The organism is Tritonibacter sp. AK171 (genome assembly GCF_030127025.1).
Lineage (GTDB): Bacteria > Pseudomonadota > Alphaproteobacteria > Rhodobacterales > Rhodobacteraceae > Epibacterium > Epibacterium mobile.
Genome location: NZ_CP126134.1, coordinates 2,115,751 through 2,136,628 on the forward strand (window position 1 = coordinate 2,115,751; position 20,878 = coordinate 2,136,628).

The window sequence follows — 20,878 nt, forward strand, 5'->3', positions numbered from 1 at the left end:
GATCATGCCCGGTCAGCGCCCCGCCAGAGAGAACGCAAGGACCGGGATGGCGTCTTGCGCGCAGAGTCCGTTAATTTTTGCTTCGACGACCTGCCCCGCGCCAAAATAACTGGCATTGGGGGTAAGAAGCTGTGGTTGATTATCAACGGTAACCAAGGGCGCATTATCGATATAGAGCTGCGCCGACAGATCGCTGCACCCTCCAGTGCTGTAAAACGCGATGGAAAACTCGCGTTCTTTGGCGAAGCCACCCAGCAGGATGTTATCGCCGGGACGTACATCCACATGGACCGTATCTAGAGGCGTGCCAGAATCGCGCATTGCCACCCAGTCACATTGCACGACCTTCCCAGCACCCGCTTCACGGAGCGCGAGTTGTCGCGCCTCTACAAACGCCGCACCACTTTCGTTGATCGGCCAGCGGTACTCCCCGGCCTCTGTCACCAGCAAAAAGCTGGGAAACTCCTGATCGTTGGAAATCCCCTCGCATGTGATCCTGATCAGGCGGCGCTCAGTCAGCCCATTGATGATCCACTGTTTATCAACCTCCACGCTGCGCCAACTGCCGCTGTAAAATGGCTGTGGCGAGGCATCGCCCTTTACCGCGTCGTTGTTGTCCTCGGCCAATACAGAGGTCGCGCCCAAGAGAAGAATAACCCCGCTGGCAATTCGGTTTTGAAATGTGCTCGTCATTTAAAATATCTCCACGACTAAGGGATACGGCAAGTGCCACATATGAGGATAGGCATATGAGGCATTTCCCAGCAAGCACGTGCGCTCCAACACCGAACCCAGCCATGCGCTGCGCAGGAACCGGGGGCGCGACTGACGCGGGGTGACAAACCATGCGTCCCTGTTATAAGGCGCGGCAACAGACCCCGTCAGACAGGATCGTATTCATGACCATTCAAGTTTTCGGCCACAAATCTCCCGACACCGATTCCACCGGCTCCGCCATCGTCTGGGCTTGGTATCTGAACGAGGTGAAAGGCGAAGCGGCAACCCCCGTCCTCTTGGGCGAACCCAACACCGAAGCCGCCTTCATGCTGAAGCGCTGGGGCTTTGAGAAGCCCGCCATCATCGCCGACGTTGATGCCGACGCACCGGTTGTGATCGTTGACACCAACAACCCGGCAGAGCTTCCAGCCTCCATCAACTCTGCCGATATCCGTGCGATCATCGATCACCACAAACTGGTCGGTGGTCTGGAAACCAAAGGCCCAATCGACATCACCGTGCGCCCGCTGGCCTGCACCGCCACCATCATGCATGATCTGATGGGCACCGATGCAGACCGCATGCCCGAGGACATCAAAGGTGCCGCGCTGACCTGCATTCTGTCGGACACGCTGGAGTTCCGCTCCCCCACCACAACCCCGCATGACCGCGCCGTGGCGGAAAAGCTGGCCAAAGACCTCGGTCTCGACATTGCTGACTACGCCGCGGAGATGTTCGCCGCCAAATCCGATGTCTCTGCGTTTTCCGACGTCGAGCTGATCCGTATGGACTCCAAGGAATATGAGGTCGACGGCACCAAATTCCGTGTCTCCGTTCTGGAAACCACCGCACCGGAAATCCCACTGGGCCGCAAGGACAGCCTGATGGAGACGTTCAAAACCGTGCAGGCCGAAGATGGCGTTGATCAGGTGTTGCTGTTCGTGGTCGACATCCTGAAGGAAGAAGCCACCCTGCTGGTGCCAAATGATCTGGTGAAAACCGTGGCAGAGAAGAGCTTTGGTGCCACAGTTGAGGGTGACCTCGTGGTGCTGCCGGGCGTGATGTCACGCAAAAAGCAGATCATCCCGAACCTCAAGGTCTGATAGGCTGCACAACCACCTGCAGATAAGAGCAAGGCCCGCTGCTTTCAGCGGGCCTTTTGGTTTCTCTTTCGAACTTTGCCGATCCCAGACGAGAACTCAGTTGGCGTTGCGCAGACCGACCTGGCCATCGATTTGGGCTTTGGTTGCCAGAACTGTTGCTACGCGCCTGCGATCTGGTGGATGAGTGCCCCAAATCGAATAGCCGCCCCCCGACCCGCGGGCAGCCTCTGACCGCGCGAAAAACTTTGCGCCCTCGACCGGATCATAGCCCGCATCATAAGCGATCCGGGTTCCAAGCGTGTCGCTTTCCAACTCATACGATTGCGAATAGACAATTCCGCCCGCGCTGGCGCCAACGCCCATACCGATCCCCACAGCATCACTGCTGTCGCCAACGATACCGGCCAGCGCCCCACCAATGAGCGCGCCAGCGAGCACTTGTTGCTGCTGCTTTTCGACATGCCTGCCGATCAGGTGCCCATATTCATGCGCCAGCACAAAAGCGACCTCATCATCGCTTCCGGTGTCCTGAATAAGCGGCAAGGAGATCCGAATGATAGGTTGCCCATTCTGATAGGTGAAATAGGCGTTGCGTTCATCCATCTCGCGATCAATGGCGATATCGACGTTGCAATTCACACCGGTCTTGAGCCGCAAACAGGTCTCACGTCCCGCACGCATCACACGAGGCTCGACACGCGCAAAACGCGCCTCAGCGGCGCTGCGCGACAGGGTCTTTGGGGGCGGGCTTTGGCGCGCCTCGGCAAAAAGCCGCGCGGCTTCGTCAGAGTATGCACCTCCCGTATCCGGCAACTCGTAGGTTGTCCCACAGGAGACCGCTGTAAGAAGTCCCGCCACCATCAACGCGGGTAAGGGAAAGCGCGAAAAACGGTTTAACATCATCTCTCTACTTTTGCATCTGGCGGCACGCCAAGACTAGATCGCCAAGAGATTACCACCCCCCGCTGCCACCACAAGCGAAAGAAGCCACCGCTTTGCCGAAGGCATAACCCCGGCAGCGATGTGCATCCTGCAAATCGCTCAAACGGCGGCGAGCTGTGCCAGATGGGCGTTCAAATCATGTCCGACGCCGGTCGCATTCACCGTGTCGAAATAATCATGCCAACCAGAGGCGGCGATCCCGTCCACCAAAGCCCTCATGGCCACTGCATCGGGTGCGCGCCAAATGGCAAAAAACTGCTGCGTTGGCGCATGCAGCATATCTGCATCCACCTTGCCCAGCGCCAGCGGCTCGATACCAAGCTCCATCAAAGGCCCCATGCCCGCACCGATCCCATCAAAAAACTGACGCCGCGCCTCGGCATCGAGGTTCAGCCACGCGGACTTAGGGGAGTAAAGCTCAGCCAAATAATGCGACATGAGTGTAGTCCTTTGAAATCATGTTTGTTTCTTTTTTGCGATAGAGCGCAGAGCGCGTTTGCAGATACGGGCTGTGGCTGGAGTACTGCTCTCTTGTTGCCAGCGATCACACAGAGATTGCACCCATCCCGGCTGATCCTTGCTGGCATCGTTGAGCCAATTTCCCACCGAATCCTGTACGTAGGCCGCAGGGTCCGCTCGCAGGGGCTCTAAAACCGGCAGAGCCTGCTCGGGGCGTTGACGTAACGGGGCAATATGCGCGCACCACACGCCGCGCGGGCGAATGGCCTCTGATGCGAAGCGTCGAATGCGCTCGGAGGGATCAAGTGCCCAGGCGCTCAATTCTGAAATCGCATCATCAAGGTCTGCTGCAATATAAGGGCGCACCGCAAGCCACGCCCATTCGCGAACCCCGAAATGTGCATCATCTGCCAGACATCGCATGGACATAAGCCGCGTGCGCAGGGGCATCTCCTCTTGTGTGGCGATGAGATAGCAAGCCCAGCCGCGCAGAGTGTCCGATTTGTGCTCATAAAGCGCTGAGACCATGCCCTGCGGGTGGGCATCGTGGATCAACTTCGCCGCCAAGGCCATGCGGCGCGTGATCCCCGCCCCGGAAGCGGCTTGCATTGCCGATAGCCGCTCTTGCCCGATGTCGGGAAAGGTAGCGCGCATCAGAGCTGCAAAATCCACGGCAAGACATTCCGTAAGTGTCGTAGACTCGGCCTGACCCGTGTTTAACAGGTTAAGGCGCTCTGACGGGATGTCTGCAACGCGCATCTAGGCACCCTCGGCGCTCGGCGTATCGGTGTGTTCACCCTCCGCCAGATTGTGCCTGACCCGCGCCAACAGGTTTGAGAGCGTCTTGCGATCCTGTGGTTCGAACCCATTGAACAACGATGCAATCCACTGGCTGTGTTCGTCAAAAAGCGCGTCTGCCAAGACTTGCCCAGATGGGGTCAGCATCACCAAGATCTTGCGCCGATCCTCGCGATGGGCCTGCCGGGACACATATCCGTCGCGCTCCAACCCGTCGAGAAGGCCCGTTACCGTGGCGCGCGTCACCCCCGCCCACGTCGCAAGCTCATGCGGGGCGAGCCCTTCGGATCGATCGTGCAGCAGGCAGAGCAACACAAATTTCCCTTCGGACAATCGGTGTGGTGCAAGCCGGAGGGCGCATGAGCGGTCTATTGCGCTTGCCAGAGCCAGCACTTCAAAACAGAGACGAATGCCACCGGCATCCCCCCGGCCCCGCCTCTGTGCCTCTGCGATCATTGAGATATGTTTTTGTTCCAGCGATTCCATATGGCACCTTATGATTAGGTGACTTACTAAAATCAAGCTCTAATAACACATCACATAGACCCTCATCCCCCTCAGCCCGGCGAATGGCCACTTCGCACAAATGCAACGCAGCCATGCAGCTATGGCGCATGAGATGTGCTATACAAAGCTTCAGCCTTGCGTTATACGCGCGATCTTGACCCAACGGGCGCAGAACAGTGCCCTCTTTGTGATACGAACGGATCCCCCTCTTGATACCCACCTTGCAGCAGGCGCTGGAGCGCCGTGGTTACACGTCTCTCACCCCTGTTCAGGAGGCGGTCTCGGACCCTGAACTGGCAGGTGCGGATCTTTTGGTGTCCGCCCAAACCGGTTCCGGTAAAACAGTTGGCTTCGGCCTCGCCATTGCGCCTACCATTCTGAATGAGGACGGTCAGTTCGAACGTGCCGCCAGTCCGTTGGCTCTGGTTATCGCCCCCACCCGCGAGCTGGCGCTGCAAGTAAAGCGCGAGCTGAGCTGGCTTTATGGCGATGCAGGCGCAGTTCTGGCCTCTTGCGTGGGTGGGATGGATATGCGCGACGAGCGCCGTGCGCTTGAACGTGGGGCGCATATCGTTGTCGCCACACCGGGCCGCTTGCGCGATCACATCACCCGTGGCTCCATCGACCTGAGTGGCGTGGCCGCCGTGGTTCTGGATGAGGCGGACGAGATGCTCGATCTCGGGTTCCGCGAGGATCTGGAGTTCATTCTCGAAGAGACCCCGGAAGATCGCCAGACCCTGCTGTTTTCGGCCACCGTGTCAAAGCCGATCGCCGCGCTGGCGCAGACCTATCAAAATGACGCGCAACGGATTTCCACAATCAACAAATCCGAGCAGCACAGCGATATTTCCTATTTCTCTCATGTGGTTGCCCCGCATGATATCGAGAATGCGATCATCAACGTCCTGCGGTTTCACGAGGCTCCCAACGCCATCGTTTTTGCCAATACCCGTGCCGCAGTGAACCGCTTGCTGACCCGTCTGTCGAACCGCGGTTTTCAAGTTGTGGCATTGTCGGGCGAGTTGTCGCAATCCGAACGCGCAGGCGCTTTGCAGGCTATGCGTGACGGGCGCGCCCGGATCTGCGTCGCAACCGACGTGGCAGCACGCGGCATCGACCTGCCGAACCTCGATCTGGTGGTGCATGCTGACCTGCCGTCGAGCCATGAAACCCTGCTGCACCGGTCTGGCCGCACTGGCCGCGCGGGCCGCAAGGGCGCAAGTGCCCTGATGGTGACGCCGCGTTCCGTGCGCAAAGCAGAGCGCCTGCTGCGAGATGCCAAACTTTCTGCAGAATGGGTTGATGCGCCCTCCGCAGACGAGGTCCGTGGCCGCGATCTGGAACGGATGCTTTCGGATACCGTCTGGACCGAAGAAGCCCCAGAAAGCCAACAGGAAACATTGGCAAAGCTGGTCGAGAGCTTCTCGCCCGAGCAACTGGCGGCAGGGTATCTGCGGCTGTGGTCGGCAGCACGCTCGGCACCGGAAGAGCTGACCGATGTGACCGCGATGGACACCCGCAAGAAAAAAGAAGACCGCGCACCCTTTGGGCCGTCTGTCTGGTTCGCCATTGAGGGCGGTCGGGACGCCGGCGCAGATCCGCGCCGCCTGTTGCCGATGTTGTGCAAGGCCGGTGGCATTGATAAAACTGCTATTGGTGCAATTCGCATCGTCGGCGACAAAAGCTATGCCGAGATTGCCGAAGACAAGGTCGAAGGTTTCATGGCAACCCTCGGTGGTGACATGGCGCTGGATGATGGCTCCGCACTTGAGCGCCTGAACGAGGCTCCGAACCTGCCTGAGCGGAGCAAACCTCCGTTCCGCAAGGGCGGTGGGCGCGGCGGCTTTGGCGGTGGCAAGCCCGGATATAAGGGCGAACGCAAAGGTGGGGGCGACTACTCCAGCGACCGCAAACCCCATCGCGGGCGCGACCGCGATGACGCTGCTGACCGGCCCGTGAAACCCCGCCCGGCCAAGCCCCGTCCCGCTGGTGACAAACCGGCCTATGACAAGCCACGTGGCGAGCGTTCCGAAAAGGGCAAATTTGACAAGCCACGCGGGGACAAGCCGCGCGGCGACAAACCTAAATTCGACAAGCCCCGTGCAGATAAACCTCGTGGTGGGGACAAGCCGAAGTTCGAAAAACCCAAAGGTCCGCCGCCCCCAAAAGGCAAACCAAACAGCAAAAAGAACAAAGCCCGCCGCTCTGATGCGTCCAACACATCAAAGCGTTTCACCCCTCCGGGTCGAAAAGGGTAAAAGCCGCGACAGCGTACAGATATGAAACAGCGCCCTCGCTCGGGGGCGCTGTATTGCATTGTGGCGATCCATCGCCTGCCCTAGCCAAATCCGGCTGCCTCTGCCATAGGATGGGCAATCCTAACCGCGCATGAGGCCGCACCATGAGCCAGATCATCTCCACTCTTTCCGAGGTCTCCGACCGATACAAGGCGCTGTTTGTGGACCTCTGGGGCTGCGTCCATAACGGCATCACTGCCTATCCCGACGCAGTGGCGGTCCTGCAATCTTACCGTAAGGCCGGTGGCGTCGTGGTGCTTGTTACCAACTCTCCAAAACCGCGTGCTGGTGTGGCCGAGCAGCTCAGCCAGTTTGGCGTTCCCGATGACGCGTATGACACCATTGCAACCTCTGGCGACTCCGCGCGTGCCGCCATGTTCACCGGTGCAGTCGGCTCGAAGGTTTATTTCATGGGTGAATGGGAGCGCGATGCCGGCTTCTTTGAACCGATGAAAGTGATCGATAATCCTATTGAGATCACCCGCACTCCCCTAAAAGAAGCCGAGGGTATCGTGTGCTGCGGCCCATTCGACACGATGGCCGATCCTGAAGTGAACCGCGCTGATTTTCTTTATGCAAAACAGATGGGTATGAAACTCCTCTGCGCCAACCCTGATATCATCGTTGACCGAGGGGAGGTGCGCGAATGGTGCGCGGGCGCACTTGCGAAACTCTATACCGAGATGGGCGGTGAGAGCCTTTATTTCGGCAAACCGCATCCACCAATTTATGATCTCGCCCGGCGTCGGCTGACGGAAATCGGTCACGATATTTCAGACCGTGACATCCTCGCAATTGGCGATGGCCCGCATACGGACATCTCCGGCGGCATGGGGGAAGGCGTAGACACGCTTTTCATCACTGGCGGCTTGGCCGCAAAAGACACCAAGACCGACACACAACCTGATGCCGCATCGCTGGAGTCTTATCTCACTCAGGAACAGATCGCTCCGACTTATAGCATCGGCTTTCTGCGTTAACCTAGCGAAACAGACCCAAACGGGCCCGTCATCTCCGACAGGAGAAGGCGGGCCTTTTGCTGTCGCCCAACGGGCGTCCGGTTGACGACATCTGCCGGGTTGACTTTCTGCAGTTGCGAGGTAATAAAATTACCAATCAAACCGCCAATGAAACTCATTATTGCTAGACGGCCATCTCGGAGAGGTAAGATGTTGGATAATTTCCCCCGCGGAACCATCTGTATCGAGGATATCGAGATGGGTATGATCCGTTACCTGCGCAAGCAAGTGACCGATCGCGACATCGAACTGTTTGCCGAAGTGTCCACCGACCGCAACCCAGTGCATCTGGACGAAGAATACGCCCAAGACACCATGTTTCACGGCCGCATCGCCCATGGCATGCTGACCGCTGGCCTGATTTCTGCGGTGATTGGCGAGCAACTCCCCGGGCATGGCACGATCTATATGAGCCAGAACCTGAAATTCCTCGCTCCGGTACGGCCGGGCGACATGGTTTTGGCAGAAGTAGAAGTGACCGACATCCAAATCGACAAGCGCCGCGTGAAGCTGGACTGCCGCTGCATTGTAGACGGCAAGAAGGTATTGACCGGTGAAGCCATGGTTATGGCCCCGTCCCGAAAGTTCGACTGATCCTGCGAAATACTGCCTAACGACGCAAAAGAATATCTTTGCGACAGAGACGCTTACAGAAATCCCAAAGCCACCTGTCAGCGTGATACTTCGCGATACTTCGCTGCTGCACCGTCACCTTTAAGTTGCGATTTGACCGCAACTTTGACGCACTTTACTTTTATCCTCGCGATAAAAGGGCAGACAGGTCGGGAAGATGCAGATCATTATACATGCCGGGGCGCATGGCACAGAAGAAGATCGGCTGATGAAGACCTTGCTGCGCAACAAGGAGGATTTCCTTGAGCGCGGCACATCCGTTCCCGGCCCCGCAAAATATCGCACCCTGCTCAAGGATTGTATGTCGGCAGCACAAATGGGGGAGCCCTCCCCTGATTCACGCGATTTTCTCTGGGATGCTATCCTCGAAGAGGAAACCGCCGAGCGCGTCATCCTGTCCAATCCACATTTCTTCGGCTCCCAGCGCGACGCGCTCGAAGGTCAAAGGCTATATCCCGAAGCAGAACAGCGCCTTATGGCGATGAAAGCGCTGTTCCCCGAAGACGATCTGCACCTCTTTATGGCCATCCGAAGCCCTGTGAGCTTTTTGTCCAAACTCCTGGAAAAAGCAGGCAACGGACGCAGGCAAACGGTTCTGAACAACACCAATCCGCTGGATCTGCGCTGGTCCGCAATGGCGGCCCGCATCCGAACCGCGGTGCCAGATGTCCCGATCACGCTCTGGTGTTACGAGGATTCTCCATTCCTTTGGGCACAGATCTTGCGCGAAATGGGCGACATGAAACCCGATAGCAAGATCAGAGGCGGCATGGATCTCTTGGCGTCGATCATGACACGCGAAGGTATGCGCCGCCTGCGGCAATATTTGCATGAACGCCCTGAAATGACCGAGATCTTCAAACGCAAGGTCTTTGCCGCGTTTCTTGATAAATTCGCGCTGGAAGAAGAACTCGAAGAAGAGTTGGACATCGCCGACTGGACGCCGGAATTCGTCGAGGAGATCGAGCAAGCCTATGACGCAGATGTCGCCCAGCTGCAAAAAATTCCCGGCGTCACCTTGCTGACACCCTAGTCTGTGACGGCCTCTTTCGCTGGTGCCAAAGGTGTTTACGCTCAAGGTGCAGGGCGATAGGAAGGTCTGGTGAATTTCCCAGATCACAAAGAGAGTGTCATGTCCGGGCAGGTCTTCAACATCCTAATCGTCGGCCAATCTGGCCGATTGATGTATGAAGCCGTCCTGTTTGCAGCATCACTGCGTCACATGAGCCCGAACTTTCAGGGTCGCTTGATCGTTGCGGTGCCGCAGCCGGGCCATCTGTGGTCACAAGATCCATCCATCCGAAACGAACCGGTGCTCGAAACGCTCTCGCGTCTGGATGTCGAAGTCATCCCCTTTGAAAACCATCACTTCGGGCAGGCCTATGCCTATGGCAACAAGATCGAAGCGCTCTCTGTGTTGCCAAAAGATGAACCCTTCGTGTTCTTTGACACCGACACATTGATCACCGGTGACATTGGCGCTGTACCTTTCGATTTCTCTCGCCCCTCAGCCAGTTTGCGCCGCGAGGGCACGTGGCCAAAGCCGACCTTGTATGGCCCCGGATATAGCGAAATCTGGCGCACGCTCTATGACCGGTTCGGGCTGGATTTTGAAAGCAGCCTCGACCGCTCTCAGCCGGATGAGTATTGGAAACGATACCTCTATTTCAATGCAGGTTATTTTTACGGCCCCTGCCCGCATGCCTTTGGCTCACGCTTCTTGGAGTATGCCGTTTCAATCCGGGATGATCTGCCGCAGGCACTGGTGTGCCAGTCGCTTGATCCGTGGCTCGATCAGATCGCCCTGCCTTTGGTGATCCATTCCATGGGTGGTGCGCGTGACAGCCTGCCAGACGGCTATCTCGATGGCTCTACCAGCTGTCACTACCGGACCTTTCCGCTGCTCTACGCCCGTGAGAGCGACCATGTCGTGGCCACCCTAGAAGAGGTCTGCGCCCCGAACTGGATCAAAAAGGTCCTCAAATCCTATGAGCCGATCAAGCGCTTGGTCTATCAGGGCAAAGGTCAGCGCGTACGGGCGCTCTTTGATCGCGACAACCTCCCCCGACGGGAGCAAGCCATTCGCAACAAAATTAAATCCGAAGGCCTTTGGATGCGCTGAAGCCGGGCATTGCCGCACCTCCCCGAACACTCGTTCCATAGCAACGCTTAAATTCAGAGAACTGCCCCACGGCTTTTGCTTGCACTGACGCCGCACCCGGTGTGTGCTGTCGAAATATCAACACCGATTGCGACACAAGGGAGAGTTTAAATGTCCGACGGCCCAACCTATGGCTTTGACACGCTGCAAATTCACGCAGGCGCACGCCCTGATCCGGCCACCGGCGCAAGGCAGACACCCATCTACCAATCCACCGCTTATGTGTTTCGTGACGCAGATCATGCCGCGGCTCTCTTTAACCTGCAGGAAGTAGGATACATCTACTCTCGCCTGACCAACCCAACGGTTGCGGTCCTGCAGGAACGTCTGGCAACACTCGAAGGTGGCGTTGGCGCGGTATGCTGTTCTTCTGGCCACGCGGCACAGATTATGGCGCTCTTTCCCTTGATGGGGCCGGGCAAGAATGTGGTCGCTTCAACGCGCCTTTATGGCGGCACCGTCACCCAATTCAGCCAAACCATCAAACGCTTTGGCTGGTCCGCGAAATTCGTCGACTTCGACGATCTCGACGCCCTGCGCGACGCAATCGACGATGATACCCGTGCCGTGTTCTGCGAATCTGTCGCCAACCCTGGCGGTTATGTCACTGATGTGCGTGCGGTCGCGGATGTTGCCGATGCAGCTGGTTTGCCGCTGATTGTCGACAACACGTCTGCGACACCCTATCTGTGCCAACCGATTTCGCAGGGGGCGACCTTGGTGGTGCATTCCACAACAAAATACCTCACTGGCAACGGCACTGTGACCGGTGGCTGCATCGTGGATTCGGGTAAATTCGACTGGTCCGCCTCAGATAAATTCCCCTCCCTGTCCGCACCGGAACCCGCATATCACGGGCTGAAATTCCATGAGACGTTCGGAAATCTGGCCTTCACCTTCCACGGTATCGCCATCGGCTTGCGTGATCTTGGCATGACCATGAATCCGCAAGCGGCGCATTACACTTTGATGGGAATAGAAACCCTGTCATTGCGCATGCAGCGTCACGTTGAAAACGCAGTGAAGGTCGCAACATGGCTCGAAGACGATCCGCGCGTGGACTATGTGACCTACGCCGGTCTACCATCCTCGCCCTATGCTGACCGTGCCAAACGTTGTTATCCCAAAGGCACCGGTGGCCTGTTCACTGTTGCGCTCAAAGGGGGCTACGACGCCTGCGTCAAATTCGTCGACAGCCTTGAGATATTCTCGCATGTGGCAAATCTGGGCGACACCCGCTCTCTGGTGATCCACTCCGCCTCCACCACGCACCGCCAACTGACGCCCGAGCAGCAACAGGCGGCCGGAGCAGGCCCGAATGTCGTGCGCATCTCGATCGGCATTGAGGACGCAGATGATCTGATCCGCGATTTGGATCAGGCTCTCGCCAAGGCCTGCGGCTAGGGTAACACGTCGGCGAAACACCCTTTTCAAGACTGCAAAAGGCCGGGAAGACCCGGCCTTTTTCTATTTAATAACAGTCATGTAGCGTCAATCAATTCGGTCCCGAAGGTTCCTTGATGTCAAAGGTCACAGACACGCTATGGCTCAGGCTCAACGAACCGGGGGAAATTGGCATATCTGAGGAGCGCGCCATTTCCATCGCCATCATCGGTGCACCGCCCGCAGGCCCGCCATCGCGGATTTCACGCACGGATCCAAGCGCCATACCGGACGCCTCGGCCAGTTGACGGGCTTTCTTGAAGGCGTTTTCAACCGCCTGAGTGCGCAGCAAATCTTCTGCCGCATCCCGTTCGCTGTAAGAGAAGGTCAGCCCACGGAATTCATTTGCCCCGGCATCCAGCACATCGTCCAGAACACCGCCCATCGCGTCGAGATCGTGCAAGGTCACACGCAGCAGGTTGGAGGCTTCAAAACCCGTCACCTCGCGGCCATCCACACCGTCATGTTTCACTTGGCTCCAGACCGGGTGCATGGAGATCTGCTGCGTTTGCATATCTTTTGCATCGATGCCACTTTCTCCGAGGCTGGTCATCACCTCGTTCATACGTGTCGAAACCTGTTCCATAGCCGCTCCGGCCTCTTTGGCCTGAGCCCGCACACCAAGTGTGATGTAAGCCTGATCCGGCGCAACATCTGTGGTCGCCTCACCCGTGACATGGATCTGCCGCAGCTCTTCCGCGCTTAGGGAGAAAGGGGCAAGGGCAACGGCGCCAGCCAACATCAGGGCTGCGGTTTTTGTGTTCAACATCTGGTTTCCTCAACTTGTGTAGGTCTGTTCTCTAAATGGGAGTGGCAAAACCCCGCGCGCAAGGGGAGCTATTGCGCTTTTACTTCCACTCGGCGGGTTCCTGCTCTATGGTTTGCGCAACGATAACGGCGTCCCGGCACGGGGTGTCCCGGTACGAGATCGCGGCCCTCTTGGGTTGTATCACACCGGGGGCAACGTGGCTCCTACGGGTGAGGCGCGCAGACAGAAGATCCTGATGACCTGATGAAACCGGAGTTCGCGCTCTCTCTTTCGTTTGATGGCATTACAGTGCTGACCCGTGGCGCGGGTGGCTGGTATCGTTTGGGTTCGGTATCACCGGACGCAGAAGATATGGCCGCGCAGCTCGCGGAATTGCGCAGTCAAGCCATTGACCTGTCCGACAAGCCCCTGCATTCCAAATTGGTGCTGCCCGACACTCAGATCCGCTATCTAAGTATCGAGACAGGCGATCTGCCTCATGATGCGCGGATTTCCGCAGCTCGTGACGCGCTGGAAGGGGCAACGCCCTATCCGGTCTCTGAACTGGCCTTTGACATCAGCGCAGATGGTGCGACCACTCATGTGGCTGCTGTCGCGCTTGAAACACTCCAAGAAGCTGAGAGCTTTGCATCCGAGCATGGATTTGGCCCAGTGAGCTTTGTCGCTGCGCCCGGTGACATGCCATTTTTGGGCGAACCATTCTTCGGAACTGCCAAAGCTGCGCGCAAGCTGAAGGTCGAACCGGATGGTATTGCAGTTGTCGAAGTTCCTGCCCCCATCCCTGAAGAGACATCTGCGACCAACACCGCAGAGACTGAAGAGCCGAACCTATATCCTGAAGACGCGGCGGATGACGAACTCACTCCGCGCAGCGGCATTCCCATCATCTTGCCTGCGGCCCCGCCCCCCGCAGAGCCCCCAAAGACCACCGGCGCGGAGACCGCAGAGCTGATCACTTCTCACGCATCGTCGGACGACACCTCAATCACAGAGGACACCGACACCCTTGATGTGGACACCGATGAGGCTGGCCCCGCGATTGGCTTTACAACGCGCCGCAGTCGCGATCAGGCCCCCGAACTCAGCGCAACACCTGCGGAGGTCTCTCAGAAACCTGCGCCGACAGTGATCCTGCCGGAAACGACAAAAGCGGTGGATACGCCGCACTCCAAAGCGCCCGTGCTAACCGGTCCCAAAGCTGCAACTTCTGTTGCCGCAATATCACCCGTACCTGCAGCGCCGAACCTCGCTTTGCCGACGCCGGTTCTCGCACATACCACATCCGCACCACCAAAACCTGAAGCGCCAGCCAAAGCGCAGCCTATCGCTTCGCCCAGCGGCGACCTCACCACTCCGCAGGCCCGCCCCCTGCGGTCTCGATCTGGTCGAATTGGCCTTATGGCAGCGGGACTGGCAGCCGTTTCTGCGATTGGCGCTTGGGCCGTGGTTCAGCAATTGCCCGATTTGTGGTCCGACCTCAAACGCGCGGACCTTATTGAAACCGAAGATCCTGTGGCGCCCCCCGTTCTTGCCACCTCTGCGTCGAACACAGACCTCAACAAAGAGCTGACGACCACCATCAGCACTGACGGCGCGGCACCGCCCGCAGCCGATGGGGCACAAACAGTCTCGTCAGAAGAACTGACCGTCACTGATGCCGCCGTCCTAGAAGCCCTTGGTACACCAGTCGTGGACGAGGTTGCACCAATAGATGGCCAAGATCTGATCATTGCCTCCCTGCCCTCGCCGCGCGACATTTCCACCGGCGCTGCCGGACAGGCGCAAACCGCAACCAATGATGATGACGCGATCTTTGAGGACAGCGACGAGATAGACCCAGAGGCGCTTGCCGATGGCATGGTGCCGGAAGATGAGACTGCGGATTTTGCCGTTGATGCAGGCACGGACCTCGAACAAGCCGCGCAGTACGCCGCAACCGGTATTTGGCAAAAAGTGCCTGAAATTTCAGATGTGCCGTCGGTCATCAGCCTCGACAACGTCTATGTTGCCTCAATCGACAACACCGATCTGTCTCAGGACGCCATTGCCCTGCCCGCGCAAACCGAGATCGACACAGACACTCCTTTTGGCGCTGTTTCCAGCCCCACAGAAGCGGGTCGACAGTTTGACCTTGATGAACGCGGCTTGGTAACGGCGACGCCAGATGGCACGTTGAACCCTGATGGGATCATGGTGTACGCAGGTCGGCCCGTGAAAATCCCACCAGCAACCCCAGACCGCCCAACAGCACGTGAACTAGAAGCCGCAGATGAGGCTGCACGGATTGCACGCCTTCAGCAGGTGCGCCCACGCACACGCCCAAATGACCTGGTGGAACAGACAGAACGGGCTCAACTCGGCGGGGTGGTGCGTGCGGAACTCTTGTCCAAACGCCCAAAGCTGCGCCCTGAAAGCCTGAAGACCGAAGAGCAGGAGAGCCAACCGGCAACCGCTCTGGCGGTTGCCGCAGCGCCGCAACCGCGTGCGCGCCCTGCAAATTTTGCCAATCTGGTCGACCGTGCCCAGCGTCGTCAGGAGCAGACGCAAACGGCCGCCGTTGCCGCCGCCCCGGCTGCTGTCACGCCAGCGATTCCATCCTCTGCGTCCGTCGCACGGCAAGCAACCACACAGAGAGCCCTGAACCTCAGACGACTGAACCTCATTGGGGTGTATGGCAAACCTTCTGACCGACGCGCTCTGGTGCGCCTGCCTTCAGGCCGTTACGTCAAAGTCAAAGTGGGTGACCGCCTCGACGGTGGCCGCATTGTCGCCATTGGCGATGGCCAGTTGCAGTACCAAAAAGGGAGCCGAAACACGGTTCTCAACCTGCCAAACGGGTAAGGGGTGCAACGCAACCACCGCCTCGGTAGGTAACAGCAACCAGAATATAAGAAAGCCGGGCAATTCGCCCGGCTTTCTCATTGCATCTGTTGGTTAGTCACTACGGGGACCGACGGCAGATGTCATGTTATGGTCATTCAGCCGCAGCGATCTCACCATTGTTGATCTGCTCCTGCTCGATCGATTCAAACAGCGCTTTGAAGTTGCCCTCACCAAAGCCATCGTCACCTTTGCGTTGAATAAACTCAAAGAAGATTGGCCCGATCACGGTCTTGGAGAAAATCTGCAACAGAATGCGTGTCTCGCCACCGTCCAAGACGCCCTCACCATCGATAAGGATGCCGTGTTTCTTCATGCGATCCAGCGGCTCTTCGTGACCTGTCACGCGATCATGGCTCATGTCGTAATAGGTTTCGGGCGGCGCTGGCATGAATTGAATGCCGCGTTCGGAAATATCGTCGGTTGCATCATAGATGTCGCGTGCACCCACCGCGATATGCTGGATACCCTCACCATTGTATTTCTTCAGATAGGCCACGATCTGGCCAGTCTCGCCGCGATCCTCGTTGATCGGAATGCGGATACGACCACAGGGTGAGGTCAACGCACGGCTGAACAGACCAGTGAACTTGCCCTGAATGTCAAAGAAACGAATTTCTTTGAAGTTGAACAACTCACCATAGAAATGGAACCACTTGTCCATATTCCCCTTAAATACGTTGTGGGTCAGGTGATCGAGGTAATAAAAACCCACACCGCGCGGCTTGGACTGCTTTAGCCATTCGAATTCTTCGTTATAGGGCGAGGTCTCGTAATACTGGTCGATGAAGTAGATAAGCGAGCCACCGATGCCTTTAATCGCAGGCACATCCATGGTCTTGTCATCACCGTCATAAGGTTCTGCGCCTTTGGCCACCGCGTGATCAAAAGCCTTTTTTGCATCCACAACGCGCCAGCCCATTGAAGGTGCGCAAGGGCCATGAAGCTCGACAAATTTCTCCGCAAAGGAGCCCTTCTCCGCGTTCAGGATGTAGGTAATATCACCTTGCTGCCACAGCTCGATCCCCGGCTTCGTCTTGTGGCGTCCCACCAACTCGTAGCCCATTTTTGCAAACAGTTCGCGCAGCTCTTCCGGGTTCGGACTGGCAAACTCTACAAATTCAAAACCATCGGTGCCTGCGGGGTTTTCGTCGCTGATGACCGATTTAGGGGCGTCGTGAGGGAAAGGTCCCATGCGTAACTCCTGAGTTGCTTGCTGCGTTTCTCCAAGTCTAACGCATCTGGGACGCATAATTTGCGCAAAATCACCACGCCAACTTTCATATTGCGCGTATTTCACGCATAGTTTTCTGGTTGTATGGGGGAACCGCGCATGCTGGACGGAACTGATATTAAATTACTCGCGCTCTTGCAGAAAAGCGCTCAAGCGACCGCTCAGGAGTTGGGCGAGGCACTGAACCTCTCGCCCAGTCAGGCAGGTCGGCGGCGACAACGACTAGAGACAGAAGGCTATATTCAAAGCTACGTCGCCCGCCTTGACCCCGGCAAACTGGGTCTCGCGGTACAGTGTTTTGTGCAAGTGCATCTGCACAGCCATGGCCCCGATAATGCCGCGAGCTTTGCGCGGCTGGTGGCAAGCCGTGCAGAAATCACCTCTGCTTGGACCATGACAGGCGAAGCGGATTATCTTTTACGGGTCTACTGCCATGATTTGCAGGAGTTAAATACGCTATTGCACGAAATCATTTTACCCCATCCAGCGGTTGGACGCGTCCACAGTCAAATCGTGATGGCACAGTTAAAAGGCGATAGTCCTCTTCCAGTTTAAGGATGTGTGAACCACTGCAACACTATCTTGAGTGCAAACAAATCATCAGATGGAATCGCCCTCGTGTCTTTTGTCGACCGCCGCATTGAAGCCCGCCCCAGCAGCGGAGCCGCCCCTTTCGAGTTGAACGAGGTTTTCTTCTCCCGCACCGATGAGCGTGGGATTATTCTGGCATGTAACTATGTGTTTCAGAGGGTGGCCCACTATGAATGGGACGAAATCCTTGGCGCACCGCACAAACTTGTGCGCCACGGTGATACGCCAAAAGGGCTATTCCACCTGTTTTGGGAGACGCTGAAATCCGGTCGGACGATCGGTGCCTACGTCAAAAACAGATCCAAAGATGGGCTATATTACTGGGTTTTTGCGACGGTTGTACCCTGCGAAGGTGGTTATCTTTCCGCTCGCATCAAACCAAGCAGCAAGCTCTTTACGGAAATTCAGGCGCTCTATGCCAAAATTGTAAAAGCTGAAAAAGAAGGCGGACTTTCACCGGAAGAAAGCAGTCAGATCATGATCGACTGGGTTCACGAGAAAGGCTTTGACGACTATCAGCATTTTGCCTCCCATGCCTTGGCCGAAGAACTCATTGCACGGGACGAAGGTCTCGGTCGCAAGGTAGATCCTCAGATTTCCGAACTGCGAGACATGCTGCGCAATGCGGAAAAACTCCTGGATGAAACCCATGGCCTCGTCAAAGATTTTGAAGCCATGCACACGATTCCGCACAACCTGCGTGTCATTGCATCGCGTATTGAACCGTCGGGCGGCCCCGTCACTGTTCTTTCGCAAAACTACGGCGCCATGTCGCGGGAAATGTCGGATTGGTTCGAGCGCAATGTGATGGGGGAGAACACCAACTTCGCCACGGTTAAGCACTCGGTGAACTCCAGCCTCTTTATCGCAGGCATGACCCGCATCCTCATGGAATGCGACTCACAATTGCAAACTGAACGCCGCGATCTCGGTGATGTGGATATGGAAGACGAGCGCCGTCGGCTCGCGGAACTGGTCAAACAACAGGCCAGCTTTGCGCAAAAAGGCATGGCTGAGGTTGATATTGAGGCGGTGCGGATCATTAACGCCTGTCAGGTGATGCATCGACATTTCCTTGGTCTCAGTTCGACGCGCGTCCTATGTAAAATCGAAAGCGCCCGCCTGCCCTCCTCCGGAGAGACCCTGTCTGACATCATTGATCAACTTGGTGCATTTCAGGAACGCATTTCCGAACGGCTGGAGCATATCGCAAAGCTCGGTGAAGAAATCCGCTCTCTCGAAGGCGAATAAAAGCCTCAGTCAGGTGGGCGTGTCATGACGACATGCCCACCTGGACAGGCAGACAGCCCGCGCACACTGAGGCAGTTCTGTCACGCTGGCGAAAATTAACGCATCATCCAAGCACAGAGCCTCAAGACGACCTATCTCGTTGCCAACCCTTCAAAAGCTGGCAATATTCTCCCATGGATAGTTTTCTCTCACAGGCATCGATTTATCTCGCCGCAGCGGTCATCGCCGTCCCCATCGCCGCTCGCCTAGGGCTGGGATCCGTCCTCGGCTACCTCGCTGCTGGCATAATCATTGGACCGATCTTGGGGCTCGTAGGGTCCGAAGCCGAGGAACTGCAGCATTTTGCCGAATTCGGCGTGGTGATGATGCTATTTCTCATCGGTCTGGAGCTTGAACCACGCGCGCTTTGGGCGATGCGACACCATTTGATTGGCTTGGGTGGCCTTCAAATTACCGCTTCGACCGCCTTACTCGCGGCAGCGGCAATATTCTTCGGCCATAGTTGGCAGGTGGGCCTGGCGGTAGGGCTCGCGTTGTCGCTGTCCTCCACTGCAATCGTCTTGCAAACTCTTTCTGAGAAGGGGCTGACCCGTACCGGCGGCGGCAGAGCGACATTCTCTGTTCTGCTCACACAAGACATCGCGGTGATTCCGATCCTTGCCCTCCTGCCCCTTTTGGCAGCACCGCATGCGATGTCTTTGTCGGAAGATGGCTCAATCGTGAGAACGGATGACGCGCAAGACGCAGCGCATCACTCCTTGTCCCTTGTCGAAGGGCTGCCCGGCTGGGCCGTAACGCTGATGACAATCGGTGCGGTCGCCTTTGTGATCCTCGCAGGCGTATATCTGACACGCCCCGTCTTTCGCTTCATCCACGCGTCAAACCTGCGCGAAATGTACACTGCACTGGCGTTGCTGATCGTTGTTGGGATTTCGTTCTTGATGACGTTGGTTGGCCTGTCTCCCGCTCTTGGCGCGTTTCTTGCAGGCGTGGTTTTGGCCAACAGCGAATTCCGCCACGAACTGGAAAGTGACCTTGAACCCTTTAAAGGGCTGCTCTTAGGGCTCTTTTTCATCACCGTGGGTGCCGGCATCAACTACAAGCTGTTCCTCGCAGAGCCGGGCGATGTAATTGGTCTCGCCCTTTTGGTTATACTCGCAAAAGGGACGGTGCTCTACTTTGTGGGCAAAGCCTTTGGCCTGAAACGGCGCAACCATTGGCTCTTTACTCTTGGCCTTGCGCAGGCCGGAGAATTTGGCTTTGTGTTGCTGGCTTTCTCGTTGCAACTCAATGTTGTGACTCCCGATCTGTCGGAGAAACTGCTCTTGGTGATCGCTCTCACAATGCTGATCACGCCGCTGCTGTTCATCCTATATGAAGTACTGTCCAAGCGGATGAAAGAGGCCCAGGTCGAACACACACCCGACGAGATTGATGAGGAAGGCACTGTCATCATCGCGGGGATCGGGCGCTTTGGGCAGATCGTGCATCGCCTTGTGAACGCAAGCGGGTTCAAGACCGTTCTTCTCGACAGTGATATGAAAGCCGTCCAATTGATGCGCCGGTTTGGGGTCAAGAGTTTCCTCGGCGACCCCACGCGCCCTGAACTGCTAAAAGCTGCGGGGATCAGCAAAGCAAAGGTACTGGTTGTTGCTTTGGACGATCAGGAAAACGCAACGAAACTGGTGGCATATGCACGCCGCAACTACCCCAACATCCACATTGTCGCGCGCGCCTACGATCGGAATCATGTGTTCGCGCTTTATAAGGCTGGTGCCAATGACATCGTGCGTGAGATGTTCGACAGCTCCCTGCGGGCTGGCCGCTACGTGTTAGAGAACATTGGCCTCAGCGAGTATGAGGCGGCCCAAGCCGAGCAGACATTTTATGCGCACGACCGCCACACGGTGCGCGAGTTGGCGGCGCATTGGATACCGGGCACGCCCGCAAGCGAAAACCCGGCCTATATCAAACGCGCCAAGGAATTGGAAAAGGATCTGGAAACAGCGCTGTTGTCTCTGGCCGAAGAGCACGTCAAACGGTCCGCGTAAACCTACTGCGCATTGGCTGCCCC

The 20,878-nt window shown here is 57.1% G+C and carries 18 protein-coding genes; 11 read left to right on the top strand and 7 right to left on the bottom strand.

The window, feature by feature from the left end:
- Nucleotides 1–12 precede the first annotated feature (12 nt).
- Entirely contained in the window at nucleotides 13–693 is a 681-nt protein-coding gene (locus QNI81_RS09995) for a hypothetical protein (RefSeq protein WP_283966403.1), read from the bottom strand.
- A gap of 206 nt (nucleotides 694–899) precedes the next feature.
- Here QNI81_RS09995 and QNI81_RS10000 point away from each other — a divergent pair, with 206 nt between their 5' ends.
- On the top strand, nucleotides 900–1,820 hold the full coding sequence (locus QNI81_RS10000; RefSeq protein ID WP_283966404.1) for a manganese-dependent inorganic pyrophosphatase: 921 nt from the start codon (nucleotides 900–902) through the stop codon (nucleotides 1,818–1,820).
- Nucleotides 1,821–1,916: 96 nt separating this feature from the next.
- Here the strand turns inward: QNI81_RS10000 and QNI81_RS10005 are convergent, their stop codons facing one another.
- The 4 genes from QNI81_RS10005 to QNI81_RS10020 form a co-directional block, all read right to left on the bottom strand.
- Nucleotides 1,917–2,723 (bottom strand): M48 family metalloprotease, encoded by an 807-nt coding sequence (locus QNI81_RS10005; RefSeq protein ID WP_039983616.1) that lies wholly within the window; start codon nucleotides 2,721–2,723, stop codon nucleotides 1,917–1,919.
- 138 nt (nucleotides 2,724–2,861) lie between these two features.
- On the bottom strand, nucleotides 2,862–3,200 hold the full coding sequence (locus tag QNI81_RS10010; protein ID WP_126137439.1) for a DUF6616 family protein: 339 nt from the start codon (nucleotides 3,198–3,200) through the stop codon (nucleotides 2,862–2,864).
- A gap of 18 nt (nucleotides 3,201–3,218) precedes the next feature.
- Complete coding sequence (locus QNI81_RS10015; RefSeq protein ID WP_283966405.1) at nucleotides 3,219–3,980, bottom strand: DNA alkylation repair protein; 762 nt, start codon at nucleotides 3,978–3,980, stop codon at nucleotides 3,219–3,221.
- Nucleotides 3,981–4,505, bottom strand: a complete 525-nt coding sequence (locus QNI81_RS10020; protein WP_283966406.1) for a MarR family winged helix-turn-helix transcriptional regulator — start codon at nucleotides 4,503–4,505, stop codon at nucleotides 3,981–3,983.
- Between the two features lie 230 nt (nucleotides 4,506–4,735).
- Between QNI81_RS10020 and QNI81_RS10025 the strand changes: the two genes are divergently transcribed.
- From QNI81_RS10025 to QNI81_RS10050, 6 genes are all read left to right on the top strand, one after another.
- A complete protein-coding gene (locus QNI81_RS10025; RefSeq protein WP_283966407.1) occupies nucleotides 4,736–6,784 on the top strand; it encodes a DEAD/DEAH box helicase in 2,049 nt (682 codons plus the stop codon).
- A gap of 143 nt (nucleotides 6,785–6,927) precedes the next feature.
- Nucleotides 6,928–7,803, top strand: a complete 876-nt coding sequence (locus QNI81_RS10030) for a TIGR01459 family HAD-type hydrolase (RefSeq protein WP_283966408.1) — start codon at nucleotides 6,928–6,930, stop codon at nucleotides 7,801–7,803.
- A gap of 189 nt (nucleotides 7,804–7,992) precedes the next feature.
- The gene (locus QNI81_RS10035) at nucleotides 7,993–8,436 is read left to right on the top strand and encodes a MaoC family dehydratase (protein ID WP_168577103.1); all 444 of its coding nucleotides are present in this window, start codon (nucleotides 7,993–7,995) and stop codon (nucleotides 8,434–8,436) included.
- 196 nt (nucleotides 8,437–8,632) lie between these two features.
- Nucleotides 8,633–9,508 (top strand): hypothetical protein, encoded by an 876-nt coding sequence (locus tag QNI81_RS10040; RefSeq protein WP_283966409.1) that lies wholly within the window; start codon nucleotides 8,633–8,635, stop codon nucleotides 9,506–9,508.
- A gap of 99 nt (nucleotides 9,509–9,607) precedes the next feature.
- Nucleotides 9,608–10,597 (top strand): GT-B fold glycosyltransferase domain-containing protein, encoded by a 990-nt coding sequence (locus tag QNI81_RS10045; protein WP_283966410.1) that lies wholly within the window; start codon nucleotides 9,608–9,610, stop codon nucleotides 10,595–10,597.
- Nucleotides 10,598–10,747: 150 nt separating this feature from the next.
- Nucleotides 10,748–12,040: an O-acetylhomoserine aminocarboxypropyltransferase/cysteine synthase family protein gene (locus QNI81_RS10050; RefSeq protein WP_065330958.1), complete on the top strand. Its 1,293-nt coding sequence runs from the start codon at nucleotides 10,748–10,750 to the stop codon at nucleotides 12,038–12,040.
- A gap of 91 nt (nucleotides 12,041–12,131) precedes the next feature.
- Here the strand turns inward: QNI81_RS10050 and QNI81_RS10055 are convergent, their stop codons facing one another.
- Complete coding sequence (locus tag QNI81_RS10055) at nucleotides 12,132–12,848, bottom strand: SIMPL domain-containing protein (protein ID WP_005606031.1); 717 nt, start codon at nucleotides 12,846–12,848, stop codon at nucleotides 12,132–12,134.
- 243 nt (nucleotides 12,849–13,091) lie between these two features.
- Here QNI81_RS10055 and QNI81_RS10060 point away from each other — a divergent pair, with 243 nt between their 5' ends.
- Nucleotides 13,092–15,689 (top strand): hypothetical protein, encoded by a 2,598-nt coding sequence (locus QNI81_RS10060; RefSeq protein WP_283966411.1) that lies wholly within the window; start codon nucleotides 13,092–13,094, stop codon nucleotides 15,687–15,689.
- 133 nt (nucleotides 15,690–15,822) lie between these two features.
- Here QNI81_RS10060 and hppD read toward each other — a convergent pair whose 3' ends face one another.
- Nucleotides 15,823–16,923, bottom strand: coding sequence for a 4-hydroxyphenylpyruvate dioxygenase (gene hppD / locus QNI81_RS10065; RefSeq protein WP_219174157.1), 1,101 nt, complete (start codon nucleotides 16,921–16,923; stop codon nucleotides 15,823–15,825).
- A 138-nt stretch (nucleotides 16,924–17,061) separates the two neighbouring features.
- On the opposite strand from hppD, the gene QNI81_RS10070 reads away from it, so the two are divergent.
- The 3 genes from QNI81_RS10070 to QNI81_RS10080 all read left to right on the top strand — a co-directional run bounded on the left by QNI81_RS10070 (nucleotide 17,062) and on the right by QNI81_RS10080 (nucleotide 20,855).
- Nucleotides 17,062–17,517: an Lrp/AsnC family transcriptional regulator gene (locus QNI81_RS10070; protein ID WP_126137450.1), complete on the top strand. Its 456-nt coding sequence runs from the start codon at nucleotides 17,062–17,064 to the stop codon at nucleotides 17,515–17,517.
- 63 nt (nucleotides 17,518–17,580) lie between these two features.
- A complete protein-coding gene (locus QNI81_RS10075; RefSeq protein ID WP_283966412.1) occupies nucleotides 17,581–18,804 on the top strand; it encodes a PAS domain-containing protein in 1,224 nt (407 codons plus the stop codon).
- 173 nt (nucleotides 18,805–18,977) lie between these two features.
- Nucleotides 18,978–20,855: a monovalent cation:proton antiporter-2 (CPA2) family protein gene (locus QNI81_RS10080; protein WP_009178631.1), complete on the top strand. Its 1,878-nt coding sequence runs from the start codon at nucleotides 18,978–18,980 to the stop codon at nucleotides 20,853–20,855.
- Nucleotides 20,856–20,878: the final 23 nt, after the last annotated feature.